We start from the raw sequence: 19,257 nt of genomic DNA on the forward strand, positions 1-19,257 counted from the left end.
CCCCATCGATGCTCACCAGCACTTGACTGTATTCATCTCCCTCGTAAAAAGGACTCTGGCTCAGTTTGTAACGGAAGCTAAGACTCACCTCACTCTGGCTGGTGAGTTCGAAGTCGCGCTGCCAACCGCCGGAGAGGCCGAAGATGTCATCACCGTCGATACCGCCGAGGGTGATCTGCAGGGCACCGCCGCTGTAGCCGCCGGCACCGAGATAGCCGCCGTCGGCATAGGCCGGTGCGCCACTGCCGCGAAACGGGTCGTCTACATAGCTAAAACCGGCGCTGTCGCTATCGAAGCCGTTCTCGATCAGGGGGGCCAACTGATTGCCGGTGGTGGCGGCCACCACATCGCCGGGCTCACTTTCGTTGCCCGCGGCGTCGTAGGCGCTGACCCGGTAACTGTAGCGGGTCAGCGGGCTGAGTCCGGTATCACGGTAACTGGTGGTGGTACTGCTGGCGATCTCAACGCCATCGCGGAACACCCGGTAGCCGGTGACGCCAACATTGTCGCTCGCCGCCTGCCAACTGAGCTGGATGGTATCGGCGCCGGAGGGGATGGCGCTGACGCCAGCCGGGATTTCGGGCGCTGCGGTGTCAGACAGGCCGCTGACGTTGATAGTTATACTGGCGCTGCCGGTAGCGCCCTGATCGTCAGTCAGGGTTAGGGTGACAGTGTAGTTGCCTGCTGTGGCGTAGCTGTGGAGCGGATTAATCTCGGTGCTGCTGTTGCCATCACCGAACACCCAATGATAGCCAACGATGCGCCCGTCAGGGTCCATGGAGCCTTCGCTGCTGAACTGCACCTGTAGCGGCGCCACACCAGCTGTCGGGTCGGCGCCGGCCACTGCGCGTGGCGGAAGATTGCTGTTGCCGCTGCTTAGCAGCAGGTCGTCGATCAATACCTCGGTCGTTTCGTTGGCTGCGGTCTTCTGGTTGTTGTAGCCGCCGATGATCAGCCGATGGCGACCCGCCGCCAGGCCACCCAGGTTGAGTTCCACCTGACGCCAGCCGGTGGTCTCTTCGGCACCACCGTTGCCGTTGCCGCTAACCTGGTCGATGTAGTCATTGGGCGAGACACCAACCAATACCCCATCGATGCTCACCAGCACTTGACTGTATTCATCTCCCTCGTAAAAAGGACTCTGGCTCAGTTTGTAACGGAAGCTAAGACTCACCTCACTCAGGCCGGCAAGCTCAAACTCCTGCTGCCAGCCGCCGGAGAGGCCGAACAGGTCAATTGTGTCGCGCCCCCCCAAAGTGACTTGCAACGCGCCGCCACTATAACCGCCGACGCTGAGGTGGCTGCCGTCGGCATAGCCAGGGGCACTACTACCACGGAACGGATCGTCGACATAAGTGAAGCCGGCGCTGCCGTTATCAAATCCGTCTTCGACCAGCACCCCCGCACAGACACTGAAGCCTGAGAACAGCAAGATTGGAAGGAGTAGGATGGAAGTTATCCGTTTAAGAGGGTGGGCCTTTTCCATGTCAGTGCCGAGTTGATGTCGATAGGGATTTTATTTCTTACACAGAATTGTCACTGTTTTTCGTGGCTGATCAACGCCATTCTCCAACGCATCGACAAAGTGTGACATGGTTCTCATGCCCAGTTTGCCCCTTGATGCCGAATGCTTGCTGGCAGTTGACGCATCGTGATGGTGAGCAACCGGGGCAGCACATAAAATGCGCTTCGGGATCTCGGCAACCATCTCGCGTGATATCCCCCTCCCTGATACAGCTTTGCGTTTTTTCAATGTAAAGAAGCGTGAAAACAACAACAATCGCCAACACACAAAGGCCGTGGTGTTGTAAGCGTCTGATCTGGCGCTTATGCTTAGCGGCTTAAACAGACAGCTCATGATCTAATGAAAGAGTACGCCCTCATACTGGTCAGCACGGTGCTGGTAAACAACTTCGTGCTGGTGAAGTTCCTGGGGTTGTGTCCGTTTATGGGGGTCTCACGCAAGCTGGAGACCGCCACGGGGATGGGGCTGGCGACCACCTTTGTACTCACCCTCTCCTCCATCTGCAGCTACCTGGTCAACGAATATCTGCTGGCCCCGTTGGGGCTGGAGTTCATGCGCACCATCGCCTTCATCCTGGTGATCGCAGTGGTAGTGCAGTTCACCGAGATGGTGATGCACAAGACCAGCCCGATACTCTATCAGGTGCTGGGCATCTTTCTGCCACTGATCACCACCAACTGCGCTGTGTTGGGCGTCGCGCTGCTCAATGTCCAGGAGCAGCACAGCTTCGTCGAATCGGCACTCTACGGCTTTGGCGCTGCTGCCGGCTTCTCCCTGGTGTTGGTGCTGTTTGCCGGCATCCGCGAACGGGTGGCGGTATCCGACGTGCCGGAACCCTTCCAGGGCAACGCCATCGCCCTGATCACTGCCGGCCTGATGTCGATGGCGTTCATGGGCTTCTCCGGCCTGGTGGCGAATTAAGGATGACGCGGTGCTGATCGCCATTCTTGCCATGACCGGGCTTGCCGCCGCCTTCGGCTTGCTACTGGGTTACTCCAGTATCCGCTTCCATGTGGAGGGGGATCCGATCACCGACCAGATCGAGAAGCTGCTGCCACAGACCCAGTGCGGCCAGTGTGGCTACGCCGGTTGCCGCCCCTACGCCGAAGCGATCGCCAGCAGCGAGGCGGAGATCAACCTCTGCCCCCCCGGCGGCGAGACCACCATGGTCGCGCTGGCCGACCTGCTCGGGCGCGACCCAGTGCCGCTGGATGCCGAGTTAAACGCCGATAAGCCGCGCGCGGTCGCGCTGATCAAGGAGCAGGAGTGCATCGGCTGCACCCTCTGCATCCAGGCCTGCCCGGTGGATGCCATCCTCGGCGCCGCTAAACAGATGCATGTAGTGATCAGCGAAGAGTGTACTGGCTGCGAACTCTGCCTCGCACCCTGCCCGGTGGAGTGCATCGTCATGGAACCGATCGCGGAAGCGGCTGACAATTGGCACTGGCCCTTTCCCGACTACAACAACCCAGAAATCGCTGCGCAACCGCAGCCCCACTAGCCGTATGTACGTCGAATCATCCAAAGGAAAGGCGCGTCAGATCTGGCGTTTTCATGGCGGGCTGCACCTGCCAGACAACAAGGCTCAGTCACTCAGCACACCGCTGCGCCAGGCCGAGCTTCCCGATCTGTTGATTCTGCCGCTGCAACAGCATATCGGCAGCCCCGCGATCCCTCTGGTAAAAAAAGGCGAACGGGTACTCAAAGGGCAGAAGATCGCCGACAGTGATGAACCGGTCTGCGCGCCGATCCATGCGCCCACCTCAGGTGAAATACGCGGGATCAGCCAACAGCCGCTGCCCCACCCCTCCGGGCTGAGCGGCCCCTGTATCCTGCTCAAGCCGGATGGCAAAGATGAATGGGGCGAACTGCCGGAGCCGATCAGCGACTTTCGCACCGTCCCTGCGGAGACCCTGCGCCAACGGATTCACGAGTGCGGCATCGTCGGCATGGGCGGAGCGACCTTTCCCACAGCGGTGAAACTCGATCCCGGCAAGCCGATCAAGACCCTGATCATCAACGGCGCCGAGTGCGAACCCTACATCACCTGCGACGACCGGCTGATGCTCAACTTTCCCGACAAGGTGGTCGACGGCATCCGCATCCTGCAGTATCTGCTGGGGGCCGAAGAGTGCCTGATCGGCATCGAGGACAACAAACCCGAAGCGATCCTCGCCATGCGCCAGGCACTGCGCAATCAGGATACCGCGGAAGTGGTGCGCATCCCCACCCATTACCCCAGCGGCGGCGAGAAGCAGCTAATTCGCATTCTTACCGGCAAGGAGGTCCCCAGCGCCGGACTACCCGCCCAACTCGGCATCATCTGCCATAACGTCGGCACTGCTGCCGCCATCGCCGATGCGGTGCTTACCGGCCGACCTCTGATCTCCCGACTGGTCACGACCACCGGCGAAGGGGTCGCACAGCCCTGCAACCTGGAGGTGCTAATCGGCACCCCTGCAGGCGAGCTGATCGAGCAGGCTGGTGGCTACACCGATGCTGCCAGTGGACTCATCTATGGCGGCCCAATGATGGGTTTTCGGCTCAGTACCGACCAGATCCCAATCACCAAGGGGGGCAACTGTCTGCTGCTGCCCAGTGTCGCGGAGAGCCCACCCCCCGAGTCGGCGCGCGCCTGCATCCGCTGTAGCCGCTGCGCGGATGTCTGTCCGGTGCAACTGCTGCCGCAGCAGATGTATTGGTACGCCCGCGCCAAGGAACTGGAGAAGGCGCAGGACTACAATCTGTTCGACTGCATCGAGTGCGGTTGCTGTTCCCACGTCTGCCCCTCGCACATCCCGCTGGTCCACTACTTCCGCTATGCCAAGACCGAAAGCTGGGAGCAGGAGGAGGAGCGGCGGCGCTCTGAACACGCCAAGATGCGCCACGATTTTCGCCTCGCCCGCATGCAGCGGATGGAGGCAGAACGTAAGGCGCGGCTGCGCAAAAAGAAAGAGGACCTGGCGAAGAAACCAGCCAAGGGCAAAGCTGCGGCAAAGGATCCAAAAAAGGCCGCCATCGAGGCGGCGCAGAAACGTGTTGCTGCGAAAAAGGCCGCCAATAAAAACAGCCAAAAAAACACCGACCATCTGCAGCCCGCACAGCAGGCCCAGATCGATGCCGCCGAACAGCGCCGTCAGCAGGCAGAACCCGTGGAGGAGGCGCCACCGGCCAGCGGCGGCATCGAGAACGATCCAGAGCTGCAGGAGATCTTCAAACAGGAGACCAGCTCGCATTTCGCGACCATCAGCGGCTTCATCGAACAGACCCGTGCGGGGAACGATGCAGCACAGATCCCCGCCGAGATCCCCAGGGCTTTCCACACCATCTGTGGCAGTGCCCGGATGGTCGGTCTGATGCCCCTGGCCAGCCTCAACAAATCACTGGAGCTCTATACCGACAGCCTGGTGGAACAGCAGCAGGCGGCTGACAAGACTGCACTCGCATTGATGGAGGATGGGGTGGATACCGGCAAAGCACTGATCGCCTGGCTGTTCGACAAGAGTCAAGCTGAACCCACCATCGAGTCGCTGCTCTCCCGTATCGAGTCCGCCGGCCAGCGGCGCAGGCCCACAGCGCCTGAAAAACAGCCGACTACCGATATCCCGCCAGAGAGCAACTAGCCAATGCAGTTCCAGACTTTCAGCTCACCCCATAGCCCGCGCCCTAACCGAGTCGACCGGATTATGCTCCAGGTGGTTCTGGCTCTGCTGCCGGGCATCCTCGCGATGGTGATCTTTTTCGGCTGGGGTGTACTGATCAATAGCGTTATCGCCATCGCAAGCGCCCTGCTGTTCGAGGCGCTCGCGATGCGGCTGCGCAAGCGGCCGGTAACGCCGGCACTGATGGATCTGAGCGCTGTGGTCACGGCGATGCTGTTCGCCATTGCCGCGCCACCACTGTTGCCCTGGTGGCTGACAGTGATCGGCATGGCCTTCGCCATCATCCTGGTTAAGCAGCTCTACGGCGGCCTCGGCTATAATCCATTCAATCCGGCGATGGCCGCCTATGTGTTCCTGCTGATCTCCTATCCGGTGCAGATGACCACTTGGCTGCCGCCGGAGATGCTCAATACCCAGCCACTCAGCTTGCTGCAAACCGTTCAGGCGATATTTTTCAACAGCCTGCCAGAAGGACTCAGCTTCGACACCATCAGCAGCGCCACACCGCTGGACCAGATGCGCACCAGCCTGGATCAGAACCGGATGATCAGCGAGATCATGCAGAACCCTCTATGGGGGGATTTCGGCGGGCAAGGCTGGGAGTGGGTCGGCAACTGGTTCATCATGGGTGGGCTCTGGCTGATCTACAAGCGGGTCATCAGCTGGCATATTCCGCTCTCTTTGTTTGCGGGACTCTTCAGCCTTGCATTGCTCTTCTACCTGTTCGATCCAGAGAGCCACCCCTTCCCACTATTCCACATCTTCAGTGGTGGCGTGATACTCGGCGCCTTCTTCATCGCCACTGATCCTGTCACCGCCTGTACCACCAGGCGCGGTCAGATCATCTATGGCGCCCTGATCGGCATGTTGGTCTATGTGATTCGCACCTGGGGCGGCTACCCTGATGCGGTTGCCTTCGCCGTGCTCCTGCTAAATATGGCTGTCCCCACTATCGATCACTATACCCAGCCACGCACCTTTGGACACGGAGGTGCCCGTTGACCAAGCACCCTGTTGTAATTGCTGGCTTTGTGCTTGCTATGTTTGCAGTGGCTGGCACGGCATTGGTCAGCTTCACCCACCAGGCAACCAAGGCACGCATTGCCAGTAATGAGCGCCAGGCGCTACTGCGAAGTCTCACGACGCTAGTCCCGGCGGCGAGTATCGACAACGACATCATCTCCGATGTCATGACGGTCAGCGACCCGGAACTCCTGGGCTCTGAAAACACGACTGTCTACCGCGGGCGGTCTGGCGGCCAACCGGTGGCGGTGGTGCTGACGCCGGTGGTGCCGAACGGCTACAGCGGCCCGATCAAGCTGCTGGTGGCGGTGCGCTACGACGGCACCCTGGGCGGTGTACGGATCATCTCCCACAAAGAGACACCCGGCTTGGGCGATAAGATCGAGGAGAGCCGCTCTGACTGGATCTATAGCTTCACCGGCAAATCATTAAACAACCCGCCCAAAGCGCAGTGGGGAGTGAAGAAGGATGGTGGCGTATTCGACCAGTTTACCGGCGCCACCATCACGCCACGCTCGATCGTGGCTGCGGTAAAAAAGAGCCTGCTCTATGTCCAACAGCATCAGCAGCAGCTCTATGACCGCACGCCGTTACAGGAGGCCACTCCAGGAGAAAATAACGATGGCTAGTGCGAGTTACGCAAGAATCATCAAGGATGGTCTGTGGAGCAACAACCAAGCGCTGGTGGCCCTGCTCGGGCTCTGCCCGCTGCTCGCTGTCACCAATACTGCGATCAATGGCCTGGGGCTGGGCATCGCCACCACCGTGGTGCTGGTCGCCTCCAATGTCACCGTTTCACTGATTCGCAATCTGGTGAGGAACGAGGTGCGACTGCCAGTGTTTGTGATGGTCATCGCCTCCTTTGTCACCGCTATCGAGCTGGGCATGAATGCCTATTTCCATGAGCTGCACAAGATTCTTGGCATTTTTATCCCGCTGATTGTCACCAACTGCGCCATTATCGGCCGCGCTGAAGCGTTTGCCTCGAAAAACAACCTGCAGCGTTCACTGGTGGATGGCCTGAGTATCGGTATCGGCTTTACCCTGGTGCTGCTGACTCTGGGCGGACTGCGAGAACTGATCGGCCAGGGCACACTATTCTCCCAGGCGCACCTCATGTTCGGCAGTGGAGCGGAAGCGCTAACCCTCACCCTGGGAGAGGGATATCACGGTATGTTGCTGGCGATCCTTCCACCCGGCGCATTCATCGGCTTGGGACTGCTGATTGCCATCAAGAGCGTGATCGACAAGCGATTGCAGCAGCGTGTCCTTGCAAAATCAAGCCACTTGGCGAACTCGGAAACGGCCACCTGAGTGTGCGCACGCCAAGAATCTTCACCTCGCAACCACTGCAGACAGGCCATCATATTCAGCTGGAGGCCGAGCCCTCCCACCATCTGCTCAAAGTACTGCGACTCCGCAGCGGGGCGCAGTTGCGTCTGTTTAATGGGGATGGTCGCGAGTTTTCCGCCAGCCTGATCAGCAGCGACCGCAATCGGGTCGAGGTTGAACTGCATCAGTGCCTGCGGAAAGAGGCAAAGGATTCCCTGCCGATTACACTGGCAATCGGCATCTCACGTGGGGAGCGTATGGATTTTGCTTTGCAGAAGTCAGTAGAGCTTGGGGTGAGTGCCATTGTTCCACTGGTAACGGAACGCTGTGTGGTGCGCCTTGATCCACGACGCCAACAGAAACGGATGACTCACTGGCAGAAGATTGTAATCAGCGCCTGCGAGCAGTCCGGACGCTGTCGCGTCCCACAGCTGGAACAACCAGGCCGGTTTGACGAGATGTTGCAGCAGCTGCCCGCCACAATGCGGCTTATGCTCGACCATCGAGCCTCGGAAAGCCTGCATGACCTCTCTTCAAGGCCGGACGCAATCGTCCTGCTGGTGGGGCCTGAAGGGGGACTCAGCCCGGAAGAACGTCGCCTAGCGCAACAGGCGGGATTCAAAGGAGTGAGGCTGGGGCCCAGAGTGCTGCGGACAGAGACCGCGCCACTGGCCGCCCTCGCAGCCATCCAGACCCTGTGGGGGGACTTTATGACCTGAATCGGATCACTTCGTTTCGAACGCTTCAAGCAGCATGAACTCCACTTCGTCCAGGTCGGGGATCATCGCCGTCTCACCATTCACCAATACCGACTTCTGCACCACCGGGCTGATCTCACCATCGCTTTCGCTCGGCATGATGTTCTCGGTGGTGATGCGCACCAGACTGGGCACAGACTGACAGACAATTCCAAAACAGGGGAGCGAAGTATCTCCATTGAGTGTGTGGACAACTGCGATACGTCCCCGGTTGCCGGGCTCCCTGATCCACTCCTCTTCCAGCATCCCTTCAAAGGCGATCAGCGGAATCTTGATCCTGCGCCACTCGACAATGCCCCGCAGCCAGGCCGGAGCATCGTCCAGAGGCTCAGCTTGCTGGTAGGCAGCAACCTCCGCCACTGCGGCATTTGGCAGCAACAACCGCCCCGACACCAACGGAATTAGGACACTCCGAACCTCGCCTGCGATCGCTTCACTCATGTCTCAGATTCCGCCAACACGTCTTTAATATTCTCAAGCAGTTCCGCCTCTTGATAAGGCTTGCCGAGACAGCGCCTGACACCAAGAGCAAAGGCACGTTTGCGATGTTTTTCACCAACACGCGACGAAATCATGATGATTGGCAGTCCATAATACTCGACGGAATTATGGACATGCCGTGCCAATTCGAAACCATCCATGCGCGGCATCTCGATATCCAGCAACATGATATCCGGAATCTGTTCCTGGAGCAGCGCTACCGCATCCACACCATCTTTTGCTGTCACCACATCCATATCGTGACGTTCCAACAATCGGCTGGTAACCTTGCGCACAGTGATCGAGTCGTCCACCACCATCACCCGCACACGACGTTCCTCTTCCCGTTTGGCAGCCTTCCTTCCCTCTTCAACCTGCTCCTGCAGGTGCGCAGTGCCCAGACGCACCAGTGCGCCGACATCGAGGATCAGGGCGACACGGCCATCGGCCAGGATCGTACCACCAGTGATCCAGGGCACACTGCTGACCTGCTTGCCAACCGATTTCACCACGATCTGGCGGGTGCCGAGCAACTCATCGATACGCAAGGCAACGCGGCGTTCTCCGGACTGGACCAGTAGCAGGGGGATCCACTTTTCAGTCTCGTGGGGCAGACTGTCACTTAAGCCCAACATGCTGCCCAGATAGAAATTTTTATAGGTGCGTCCGGCGTAGGAGAAACCCTCCTCCTCGCCCGACTCACAGGCAATCAGTTTGCTGCGGCTGATCCGGACCACACCCTCGACGCTGCCATGGGGAATGGCAAATACATCATCGCCTACGCGCATCAGCAAGGCGTCAGTGATCGCCAGGGTCAGCGGCAGACGAATGGTAAAACTGGTGCCGCGTCCCGGCTGGGAGTCGATATCGAGTGAACCACCTAGCTGTTTCACCTCGGAGGAGACCACATCGAGCCCCACGCCACGTCCAGCGATCTGGGTAACCTCGCTAGCAGTGCTAAAGCCCGGCATCAAGACACACTGCATCAGATCGTCATCTTCGACCTGGGCGTTTGGATCGATCAGATTCTGCGCAATTGCTTTCTCGCGAATCGCATTGATATCGAGACCGTTGCCGTCATCCGAAAGCGTTAGCACAATATCTGTCGCTTCACGGGTCATATAGAGGGAGATCCGCCCAGCCTCATCCTTCTCGGCAAAACGACGCGCCTCAGGCTTTTCAATACCGTGTGACACGGCATTTCGCAGCAGATGCTCAAGCGCCGGGATCATTCGGTTAAGAATGGTACGGTCCATCTCGCCATCTGTACCGTAGGTCTCCAAGTTGGCCTTTTTGCCAAGCTGATCTGCTGTCTGACGCACCACGCGCTGCAACCGCGGCACCAGCTGCTGAAACGGCACCATACGGGTGCGCAGCAAGCCATCTTGCAGGTCGGTGGAAATTCGCGACTGCTGCAGCAGCAGAGTATCGGTCTCCCGCTGCAGATCGGCCAGCAATCCATTGATGCTGCCCAAGTCGTTAACTGTCTCCATCAGTGCCCGTGAGAGCTGTTGCATGGTGGAAAAGCGATCGAGCTCAAGCGGGTCGAACTCCGCCCGATTCTTGTCATCTTGCCCATAGTCGCGATCCCAACGATAGAGAATCTGGGCCTCGGTCTCGATCTCCAGCTTGCGCAACTGATCGAAAAGACGGGTAATGGTTTGCTCCAGCTCCGCAAGGTTGAAGCCGAGCACACCGTTCTGCTGCTCCAGACGCGCCCGGTAGATGCTGATCTCACCCGCATTGTTTACCAGCCGGTCCAGCAGCGTGGCACTGACACGCACCTGGTCACGGGCAGGTCGAAATGCCGTCCCCTGCGGCAGATTTTCCTGCGCGGGCGCGGGTGGTTGCTGTGGTTGCTTGGGAAAACGGATAATCCGCTTCAGCGCTTCAGATTCCCCCGGCTCAGGTTCAGGCTCCACTTCCGGTTCAAGCGCAGACTCCGCTCCCTCAGTCTCCGCTGTTTCCTCAGACTGAGTCACCTCCTCCGCAAGATCTGCTGTCAGGCCGGCATCCAGCATCGCAAAGTCACTGTCGGCCTCGAATTCATCGATGGAACTGGGCGCCAGCAAACTATCTGTCGACTCAGCGGCAAATGACGAAATCTCCGCGCTGGCCTCTTTTGAACCAAGGATCGACTCCAGCTGTTTGACCAGCTTGCCAGCACGGGAAAGGGCACCACCGGTTGCGACCTCGTCGATCTGGTGCGCAATACGGTCGATCGCCTGTCGGGTCAGCTCGAGCAATCTTCCAGTTATCAGAACATTTTTATCGGCAATCTTTGAGAACAGAGACTCGAGCGCATGACTCAGATCACCGACTGGTAGGATCCCTGAAAGGCGCGCGCTGCCTTTCAGGGTATGCAGAATGCGCTGGATAGCGTCGATGGCCGACTCATCGGACTGGTTATCCATCCAATGCTGATAGCTCGATTCTATCTGCTCCAGCAGCTCTTTCGCCTCTTCGACGAAAACTTCGACCAACTCTGGGTCTTCTGCGACGGCAAACATGCCATCCTCTTCGACCTGGCTCAGCGCCTCCTCTTCGACCTGGCTCAGCGCCTCCTCTTCGACCCGCTCAATCAGCGCCGAGTCGGCCTCATCACCGGCTGTGATAAACAGTTCTTCCGCCTCTTCGTCAGGCAACTTCTCGAACTCTTCAGCTGAGATGGGCTCGGCTCCGGCTTCGGCTTCGGCTTCGGCTTCGGCTTCGGCTTCGGCTTCGGCTTCGGCTTCGGCTTCCAGAAGAGCCTCTTCTACCGCCGCTTCCACGGCAAGCCTTGCCGAATCAGGCTCCTGAATGCTTGCCTCGATTTCAACCGGTTCGTCTAGAGGAAGCTCTTCAACGTCGATCGTCTCATCTTCCAGAGGCGCCAGCTCGATCTCTTCACTGGATGACTCAAACAGATCGAACGATTCCACCGAACTTGGCTCTTCTAGCACCTCGCCCTGAGCTTCCGCCAACTCCCTTGCGGTTTCGCCCTCTGCGATTTCAGGCGTGCTCTTTGCTGCGGCGCTGGAGCGGCCATCAATCAAGGCGAAAGCCTGCTCCATGACCGCAACCACATTCAGATCGGGCAAAACCGAGCGTTCCTGGCAGTCGATCAGCACCGGCAACATCTGTTCGACATCGGCCAGAATGGAGAGTACTTCAGGTGTAACTTCGATGGTCTCGTCGATGATCCGGTTGAGCATATTCTCGACCGACCAGGCGAGCTCACCGATCATCTTGGCGCCAACCAGACGACCGCTTCCCTTCAATGTATGGAAGGAGCGGCGGATGGTAATCAGGGCATCCTTATCGTCAAAATTCCGACGCCAGCGCGGCAGATTTTCCTGGACCACCTCCAACTCTTCCCGTGCCTCTTCGACAAAGATCTCGAGGATCTCCGGGTCGATCTCTTCCAGCGCGGGCTTTTCCGCAGAGGGAATAATCTCGCGCGCCTTTTCCTCCTCTGTCAAAGGCGCATACAATCCTTCCGAATCGCGCTCCTCCTCTACAGGCCCTTCCTCAACCGCTTCCGCCTCTTCCTTCTGCTCCAGCTCAAACAACTCCTCAGGCTGAGATTGGGTTTCGCGTACGCTAGCAATTTCAACCACCGGGGCGGGAACGGGCTCCTCCTCCGGCATGCCCGGCACTTCTTGCACCAGCCCAGAGAGCGCAGTCCGCGCTATCTCTATGATCTCTTTGCGATCGCCCACACCGTCGACCAAGGCTTCGAGGAAGTATTCGATGCTGCTGATCACGTCCGCCAGTGAGTTCAACTGCTGCCGGCCTGGAATCTGATGCCCCTGGATCAGATTTTTATGAATGAATTCAGTGGTGCGTCGCGCAATCTCTGCCGGTTCGGAAAAATCGAGCAGTTTTAGGGCGCCATAGACACGGGTGAATTGTCCAAAGACCTCTTCGAGAACCGCTGGATCATTGTCAGTTTCGGTGTAACTGACAATTGCCTCTTTTGCCTTGGCAATATCGATCTTGGCCTCTTTGACCGTCTGTTTGACCTGGCCTTCAAATTCACCGACTGGCAGCGTTTGCCCCCAGTTACTGCTTGAAGCCTCTACATCTTCAATCAGTTGCTGGCCGCTGTGGATGCCACTCAGCGAGGACTCCACAAACAGGATATCGCCGGCCATCTCCATCAATTCGAACTCTTCCGGCTTGGAGGAGCGTTTGGCAAACGACTCGAGCTTTTCAGCCTGACGAATCAGCCGGGACCGCAATGCGCCCTGGCCGATCATTCCCAGGGTATCGGCCAAGCGCTGCATCGGCACCTGAAGGCGATCGAGTGTGCTGGGGTCTGCCTGCTCACCACGCATGAACAAGTCGAGGATATCTTTGACCTGTGTTAGCTCAGCGTAGATCGCCTCTCGCACCGAGTGGACCAGTTCGGCATTGGTACCGGTGAGGCTCTCCCGCCCCTTCGCCAGTGCCGATTCACTCGGCAACACGCCGCTCAGATTATAGGCCTCTTTTACCGCAAGCAGATGTGGATGTTGTGATTCAGCCCGCCCCACATAGTAGAGGAGGTTTTTGATCAGTTCGTGGGGGGGATCATCGACCAGTGCACGCTCACCCTGATCGATGATCAGCCTCAACTCGCGATCCAGCTTTCCTAGCAGTTGCTTGACTGCTACACCACCCTGGATGCTGCCCTCGATCAAACCCTGGATGACGGCTCCAGCCACCCACATCAGGCGATGCACTTGTTCGGTACCAGCCCCCCGCTCGAGCTCTTTGGCTACATCAAGCAGGTAACTCCATCCCTTTTCCAGGTTGAGTTTGCGATACCAGTTGAGCAACCCAAGATGGTATTTTTGGCGTACACGACGCACCAAGTCAGGGAGCTCGTCGTTCGGCTCTCCTGTAATGCGATCAGGTACCGCAACATTTTCCAGATCAGGATTGAAGAGTGCCGCTTCAGAGAGCAGGGGGGCATCACGCACGGCACGCAGGTCATTCAACAGGGGCAGCACGATGAGTGGGACATCTTCATCACCTGCCTGCAGCTTTTCCAGATAGTCCGGCAGCTGGATCAGTGCCAGCATCAGCGCTTCAGCAGCATCCTCATGCTGACGCACCTTTCTCTTGAACATGGCGCGGGCAACCTGCTCCATCTCTTCTGCCAGCATTGCAGGGCCATAGGCCTCCACCATCTGCAAGACGCCGGCAACTTGATGGAGGCTCTCGGCACACAGCTGAAGCGATGCACCACTGCCAGCATCATCAACCTGCTCCTCCAACGCCCGACGGGCCTGACCGATCGTTGCATCGATCTCGTCTTTTACCCAGTTCAGCGCGCCGAAGTCACGGACATTGGTCATTCGCGTTCCTCACACTTCCATCACGAGCGATAGCGAAACTTGCTTGGAGCTAACAGCTAACAGCTAACTGCACTCAGTTTCGCGACGAGTCATCATCGCTCCATCAAGGCAAACGGAAACCGGCTACAGACTTCTGCAGCTCGTCTGACAAGTCGGCCAGCGCACCGATCGATGCCGCGGTTTGGCTAGTACCATCGGAGGTCTGCGTGGTGATCTCCTGGATCACGTTCATGGTGGCGTTTACACCTACTGCAGCTTCCGACTGTGCCTTGGCAGACTCCGCAATCTTACCGGTAAGGTCAGAGATATATTGAGATACACTTTCGATCTCCATCAGAGCCTCACCGGCATCCTCTGCCAACTTCGCTCCTCTCACCACACCCGAAGTACTGGCTTCCATCGAGGTAACAGCCTCGTTGGTATCTGCCTAAATGGTTTTAACCAGTGCCTCAATCTGCTTTGTTGCGTTAATCGAACGTTCTGCAAGACGCTGGACCTCGTCCGCAACCACCGCAAAACCACGACCCGCTTCACCGGCCATGGCTGCCTGCATGGCGGCGTTCAGTGCGAGGATGTTGGTCTGATCCGCGATATCGTCGATCAGCTCCACGATATCACCGATTTCCTGAGAGCTCTCACCAAGACGCTTGATTCGCTTAGAGGTCTCCTGAATCTGTTCGCGAATCGCATCCATGCCCTGGATGGTATTACGTACGGTCTCGGCTCCGTTGCTTGCAATATCCACCGAGCGGAGGGCAACCTCTGCCGATTCGGCTGCATCATTCGACATCTGATCGATTGCTAAGGACATCGATTTGATGGCGTCATTGGCATCGGTTATCTGCTCCGCCTGATGGACACTTGCCTCGGCCAGGTGCATGGCCGTAGCACGGGTCTCCTGGGTTGAGCTGGATACCTGCTCCGCGGTCTGGTTGATGGTGGTTACCAGCTCGCGCAACGCCTCGATTGCGTAGTTGATCGAGTCGGCGATCGCACCGGTAATATCCTCGGTTACACTGGCCGTTACCGTCAGGTCACCATCAGCCAGATCACCCATCTCGTCGAGTAGACGCAGAATAGCCCGTTGGTTGCTCTCGTTTTGCTCCTTACTCGCCTCTTCCCGACGGCGTGCATCCAGTACCAACCGAAAACCAAGGACGATCAGGAAGGCCGCCGCTAAGCCACCAAAGGCAGCCACCATACCGGGGCCCGCCTTGACACCGAGAATCTCGATACGCCCAGGAGACTCGCCATACACCTTAATCAGGTTTTCGGTTGCCTCACTGGTTCTGTCCGAAATCTCATTCATGCTTGAAGCGGCTTCCAAGGCGGGCAACACTGCTGGAATATTTTCGATAATCTCATCAGCATGGTCACTCACCGTCCCAAACAGTGTGGCAATATCCCTCAACCGCTGCTCTGCGACTGGATCAGCAACCTTAGCAACCCCCAGATCAGGATCGCCCTCAAGAAGGCCATCGAGTACACGGCCGAACCGATCCGCATCCCGTGTAAATTGGTCGATCGCCGCTGCCGTTTGCTGCCCACCAGCCAGCACCAAGCTCACCTTCGCCTGGATACGTTCAGCCAACATCCGCTGCTCGGAAGCGATAAAGATCTGCTGCGGAGATGCATTTTTCTCGATCAACACCTGCGCAACCTCTTCCGAGAGTTCCTGCAATTGGGGAACAAATTCAGAGATCACACCGATGAACTCGCCGATCGCCAAAATTGGCTCTTGTGCGGCTAGGATTTCGTCCGCATTCTGGCGCAGTTCCAGCCAGGCATTTTCCACCTTTCGCAAAGGAAGCATGACCTCCACCGGTGACCCCGGCAGGTCGTCGGCCTCTGAGCCATTTTTCAACTCAGTCATTACGGTTTCGAACTGGTCACGGGCTGATCGCAGAGGTGCAAATGCCTGGCGATCGCCCCGTGCAGCAGAGATCGCAAATTTAGCGATCCGCTGCGCCAACACTCGCTGCTCAGCTGTGCGCAACAGATACTGTTCCTCATAACTTTCCTGCTGCGTCGTATGGATAAACGTCACAAGCCCCAAAAATACAGAAGCAATCAGGAGCACAGTTAACACCGTCAAGGCCCTTTTCGACGGCAAGCCTCCGCCCACACCTCTTACCTTCATTGCCATGTCTCCTGAAAGCTCATATATGCCCGTAAATCAATTAATGTCTAAACCGTTTAATTCTATCTGGCCGCAACCTGGAATGCCGGATCATCCGCCAAACTGGAGAGACTAAAAACCGGCAGGGTCTTCCCCTCTTGACGAAATCCGAACTGGACATAACTACTCAGATTCTCGCCAATTCCGCGGACCTCAATCAGATCCTCTTCCGAAAAATGGCGCATACCAACCATCTCCCCAACCAACACGCCGGTAGTCATCTGCGGGCCACTGAAGACCAACACCCGGCTTCTTCTGCCCCGAGCGGTCCTCTCTCCGGTAAGAAACGACTGTAAATCAACAATGGGAACCAGGTTTCCGCGAATATTCGCCAGCCCCAACATCCACGACTTAGTGCCGGGCACAGTGGTGAGCGTTGAAGGAAAATTAAGAATTTCTCTGATCTCAGAAAGCGGAGCAACCATGCTCAGTTTACCGAGGGAAAACAACACGCCTTCCCAAGCAGACTGCACCTTGTCTTGTTGTGGCAGGGCCAACGTATTCCCATGGCTACGTTGTTCAATCACCTGCAATAACTGGACAAGCTCCTCCGGTGTATCCAACTGCCAGTTAACCATAGTCTTTAGGGAGCCTCTGAACGAATCATGGACGGCAGTCTTGCGGTCGAAATTCCCCGCTGCTGCGTCGTACCCCAAGGGCATTTCCCGCGGGGCAAAATCTAGACAATAGGCCAGCTATTACGCCATACGGAGATGTGCAAGTGCCGCGTCGATAGGGTGTCGCTAAGCGACCCTGAGATTTCTGTCTTACAGCGAAAAATTTAGCCTCACAATTCTGCCCGCCCAGATTCATTCAGAGGCCCCTTAGCGATCAAGCACATTGCGAATCTTTGTGATCAACTCTGCAGGTGCAACTGGTTTCACCAGATAATCAGTGGCTCCCTGCCTCATCCCCCAGCTTTTATCTGTCTCCTGATCCTTGGTCGTTACCATGATGACAGGAATCGCTGAAGTGCTCTGATCCTTACTTAATTGTCGTGTTGCCTGGAAACCATTCAGGACCGGCATTACCACATCCATCAAGATCAAGGAAGGACGGATACGCTTGGCCATCGCAACGCCTTCCTGACCATCATTCGCCACTTCAGTGCGGTAACCGTGCTTCTCGAGGATCTTCTTCAAAACATGGACTTCGGTAGGAGAATCGTCAACGATCAGAACCGTCACCCCACCCGAAGATACTGCTTCGCGGTTCACATCCGAGCTCTCGTCTGTCCCTTTGCGAAAAAATCTCTTAATCATGGGTCTTGTGCGCCAGATAGCCATCAACAAACAAACCGCACGAGATGCGGCATAATCACCTACTTCTCACCTACCCCTGCCGAAAACATCCAAGCAATCAGGCCGCTTTATTTGCATAGCGCCTAATGGCACCCAGCAACTCATCTTTGGTAAACGGCTTTGTCAAATACTGCTCAGAACCGACGATGCGTCCTCGCGCCCGGTCAAACAACCCATCCTTACTCGATAGCATGATGACCGGGATATTCTTATATACTTCGTTATGTTTGATTAATGCACAGGTCTGATATCCATCAAGCCTTGGCATCATGATATCAACAAAAATAACATCGGGGTGATGATCCGCGATCAAAGCAAGCGCATCGAAGCCATCAACCGCTGTCATGACCTCGCATCCCACTTTTTTTAGAAGACTCTCAGCAGTGCGTCGAATGGTCTTGCTATCGTCAATAACCATTACTTTTACACCTGAGATATCCGTCTCCGTATCTTCAGCACTCACCGTACAATCCTCACTTGCAGTGCCCTAGAAGTGGACTTGTGACAATCTATTTCTGCGGGACAACAACTGTCAATCCCCACAACTGCCACATCTGCATACCACCTCGATAATAGTAGATTTTATCAGCCGGATAACCGACTCCAAGCAACCCCTTAATGGCTCTGGGAGACTGCCCACAGGCGGGACCATTACACCAGACGATCAAATCCTTAGCATTGCTAAAATCCCACTTTTCGGTCTTCAGCTTACCGTCAAAAAAACCCACCTTTTCCATCTTCTGGGTAAAGAAACCAACATTACCGCGCCGTTTCACACCAAATCTCTGCAACGCTTCAATCATCTCCTGATTTTCAGCATCCCCAGAAAGCACAGTGAACGGTATGTTTATCGACCCTGGAATAGTACCCCGCCTGAACCATTGTGAAGTACGAGCATCAATAAGCAACCCCTTGCCGTCTCTCAGTTCATTTTCCATGAACTCAAAGACCTCAACCTCACCAACAGTCTTCACGCGAGGATCAACTTCAATGGGGTGGATACAGAATGGCGGACATTTTCGTGCAGTCTTTGCAAAGTAGCCCTTGAGCACATAGTCAGGATCCTGCACTCGTTGCACTTTGATAGAGCGCCCATCATGCATTACGTGCAGATAGAGCTTGTCAGCGGTCAGACTGATCTTGCCACCTTTACCAACTTCGAGTTCAGCAGCGGAAACGGACCAAGCAGACAAATAGACAAGGCCAGAAAAAAGTGCTCTGACAAAGAGAGATTTCATGCTTTTCCTCAGAATCCAATTATTCGTTATCAGGACAGACTTCGCTGGATAAAACATAGCTTTGCAACGCAAATCCTCACCGCTTCAGGAATCGGTCCATGATCTTCTTTCGAATATCACTGATTGCAGCACCATCCCTGTAATCTTGAAATACCTCCTCCTGGCTCGCCGGGGGGAGTTTCATGTAGAAAGTGTAACTCCCCACATATCGAGACTTAAGGTCAGCCTCAAACTCCTCCTGACTTGCTCCTTCGATCGCCACCTCGGAAGCAGCGTTCTCTCCTACGGCATCAGGTTTTGCCCGGTCCAACTTCTCCGCTTCCAGTGAAATTTCAGAGAGGTATTAATCGTTCCGAAAGTATTGGCAGTGTATACTGCTTTCCATGGCTACGATAAAAGAACAGCGTGATCAGAAAAGGAAAGATGTAGTGGAGG

At 56.6% G+C, this 19,257-nt stretch carries 15 protein-coding genes and 2 pseudogenes; 8 read left to right on the forward strand and 9 right to left on the reverse strand.

Annotated features, from left to right (window positions below):
* Positions 1–1,399 (reverse strand): PKD domain-containing protein (locus tag Ga0074115_RS16495; RefSeq protein ID WP_198295075.1); only part of this gene is annotated, 1,399 nt, incomplete at its 3' end.
* Between the two features lie 465 nt (positions 1,400–1,864).
* Here Ga0074115_RS16495 and rsxA point away from each other — a divergent pair.
* The 8 genes and pseudogenes from rsxA (at position 1,865) to Ga0074115_RS13795 (ending at position 8,261) form a co-directional block, all read left to right on the forward strand.
* A complete protein-coding gene (rsxA, locus tag Ga0074115_RS13765; protein ID WP_057956376.1) occupies positions 1,865–2,446 on the forward strand; it encodes an electron transport complex subunit RsxA in 582 nt (193 codons plus the stop codon).
* Positions 2,447–2,456: 10 nt separating this feature from the next.
* Positions 2,457–3,026 (forward strand): electron transport complex subunit RsxB, encoded by a 570-nt coding sequence (gene rsxB, locus Ga0074115_RS13770; RefSeq protein WP_005965746.1) that lies wholly within the window; start codon positions 2,457–2,459, stop codon positions 3,024–3,026.
* Positions 3,027–3,030: 4 nt separating this feature from the next.
* Positions 3,031–4,707, forward strand: a pseudogene (gene rsxC, locus Ga0074115_RS13775) (electron transport complex subunit RsxC); the annotation flags it as partial.
* A gap of 75 nt (positions 4,708–4,782) precedes the next feature.
* The gene (locus tag Ga0074115_RS17285; RefSeq protein ID WP_233519320.1) at positions 4,783–5,148 is read left to right on the forward strand and encodes an Hpt domain-containing protein; all 366 of its coding nucleotides are present in this window, start codon (positions 4,783–4,785) and stop codon (positions 5,146–5,148) included.
* Positions 5,149–5,151: 3 nt separating this feature from the next.
* Positions 5,152–6,189, forward strand: coding sequence for an electron transport complex subunit RsxD (gene rsxD / locus Ga0074115_RS13780; RefSeq protein ID WP_057956378.1), 1,038 nt, complete (start codon positions 5,152–5,154; stop codon positions 6,187–6,189).
* Entirely contained in the window at positions 6,186–6,839 is a 654-nt protein-coding gene (gene rsxG, locus Ga0074115_RS13785; protein WP_057956379.1) for an electron transport complex subunit RsxG, read from the forward strand. Before rsxD ends, rsxG begins: the two co-directional genes overlap by 4 nt.
* Positions 6,832–7,524, forward strand: a complete 693-nt coding sequence (locus Ga0074115_RS13790) for an electron transport complex subunit E (protein ID WP_057956380.1) — start codon at positions 6,832–6,834, stop codon at positions 7,522–7,524. The genes rsxG and Ga0074115_RS13790 overlap by 8 nt, the downstream gene beginning before the upstream one ends.
* Before the next feature lie 2 nt (positions 7,525–7,526).
* Entirely contained in the window at positions 7,527–8,261 is a 735-nt protein-coding gene (locus tag Ga0074115_RS13795; RefSeq protein WP_005965738.1) for a 16S rRNA (uracil(1498)-N(3))-methyltransferase, read from the forward strand.
* Between the two features lie 6 nt (positions 8,262–8,267).
* Here Ga0074115_RS13795 and Ga0074115_RS13800 read toward each other — a convergent pair whose 3' ends face one another.
* The 8 genes and pseudogenes from Ga0074115_RS13800 to Ga0074115_RS16930 all read right to left on the reverse strand — a co-directional run bounded on the left by Ga0074115_RS13800 (position 8,268) and on the right by Ga0074115_RS16930 (position 19,132).
* Positions 8,268–8,741 (reverse strand): chemotaxis protein CheW, encoded by a 474-nt coding sequence (locus Ga0074115_RS13800; protein WP_057956381.1) that lies wholly within the window; start codon positions 8,739–8,741, stop codon positions 8,268–8,270.
* Complete coding sequence (locus Ga0074115_RS15945) at positions 8,738–14,104, reverse strand: hybrid sensor histidine kinase/response regulator (RefSeq protein WP_087959788.1); 5,367 nt, start codon at positions 14,102–14,104, stop codon at positions 8,738–8,740. The genes Ga0074115_RS13800 and Ga0074115_RS15945 overlap by 4 nt, the downstream gene beginning before the upstream one ends.
* 103 nt (positions 14,105–14,207) lie before the next feature.
* A pseudogene (locus Ga0074115_RS13810) lies at positions 14,208–16,250 on the reverse strand (methyl-accepting chemotaxis protein).
* Positions 16,251–16,306: 56 nt separating this feature from the next.
* The gene (locus tag Ga0074115_RS13815) at positions 16,307–16,945 is read right to left on the reverse strand and encodes a chemotaxis protein CheW (RefSeq protein WP_232433113.1); all 639 of its coding nucleotides are present in this window, start codon (positions 16,943–16,945) and stop codon (positions 16,307–16,309) included.
* Positions 16,946–17,107: 162 nt separating this feature from the next.
* Positions 17,108–17,500, reverse strand: coding sequence for a response regulator (locus tag Ga0074115_RS13820; RefSeq protein WP_269747089.1), 393 nt, complete (start codon positions 17,498–17,500; stop codon positions 17,108–17,110).
* Positions 17,501–17,642: 142 nt separating this feature from the next.
* On the reverse strand, positions 17,643–18,002 hold the full coding sequence (locus tag Ga0074115_RS13825; protein ID WP_050798746.1) for a response regulator: 360 nt from the start codon (positions 18,000–18,002) through the stop codon (positions 17,643–17,645).
* A 91-nt stretch (positions 18,003–18,093) separates the two neighbouring features.
* Positions 18,094–18,822, reverse strand: coding sequence for a rhodanese-like domain-containing protein (locus Ga0074115_RS13830; protein ID WP_040820136.1), 729 nt, complete (start codon positions 18,820–18,822; stop codon positions 18,094–18,096).
* Between the two features lie 76 nt (positions 18,823–18,898).
* Positions 18,899–19,132 carry a hypothetical protein gene (locus Ga0074115_RS16930; protein WP_060528631.1) on the reverse strand — a complete coding sequence of 78 codons (234 nt, stop codon included), beginning with the start codon at positions 19,130–19,132 and terminating at the stop codon, positions 18,899–18,901.
* Positions 19,133–19,257 lie beyond the last annotated feature (125 nt).

Origin of the sequence: endosymbiont of Ridgeia piscesae, assembly GCF_001443665.1 — a bacterium.
GTDB lineage: Bacteria > Pseudomonadota > Gammaproteobacteria > Chromatiales > Chromatiaceae > Endoriftia > Endoriftia persephonae.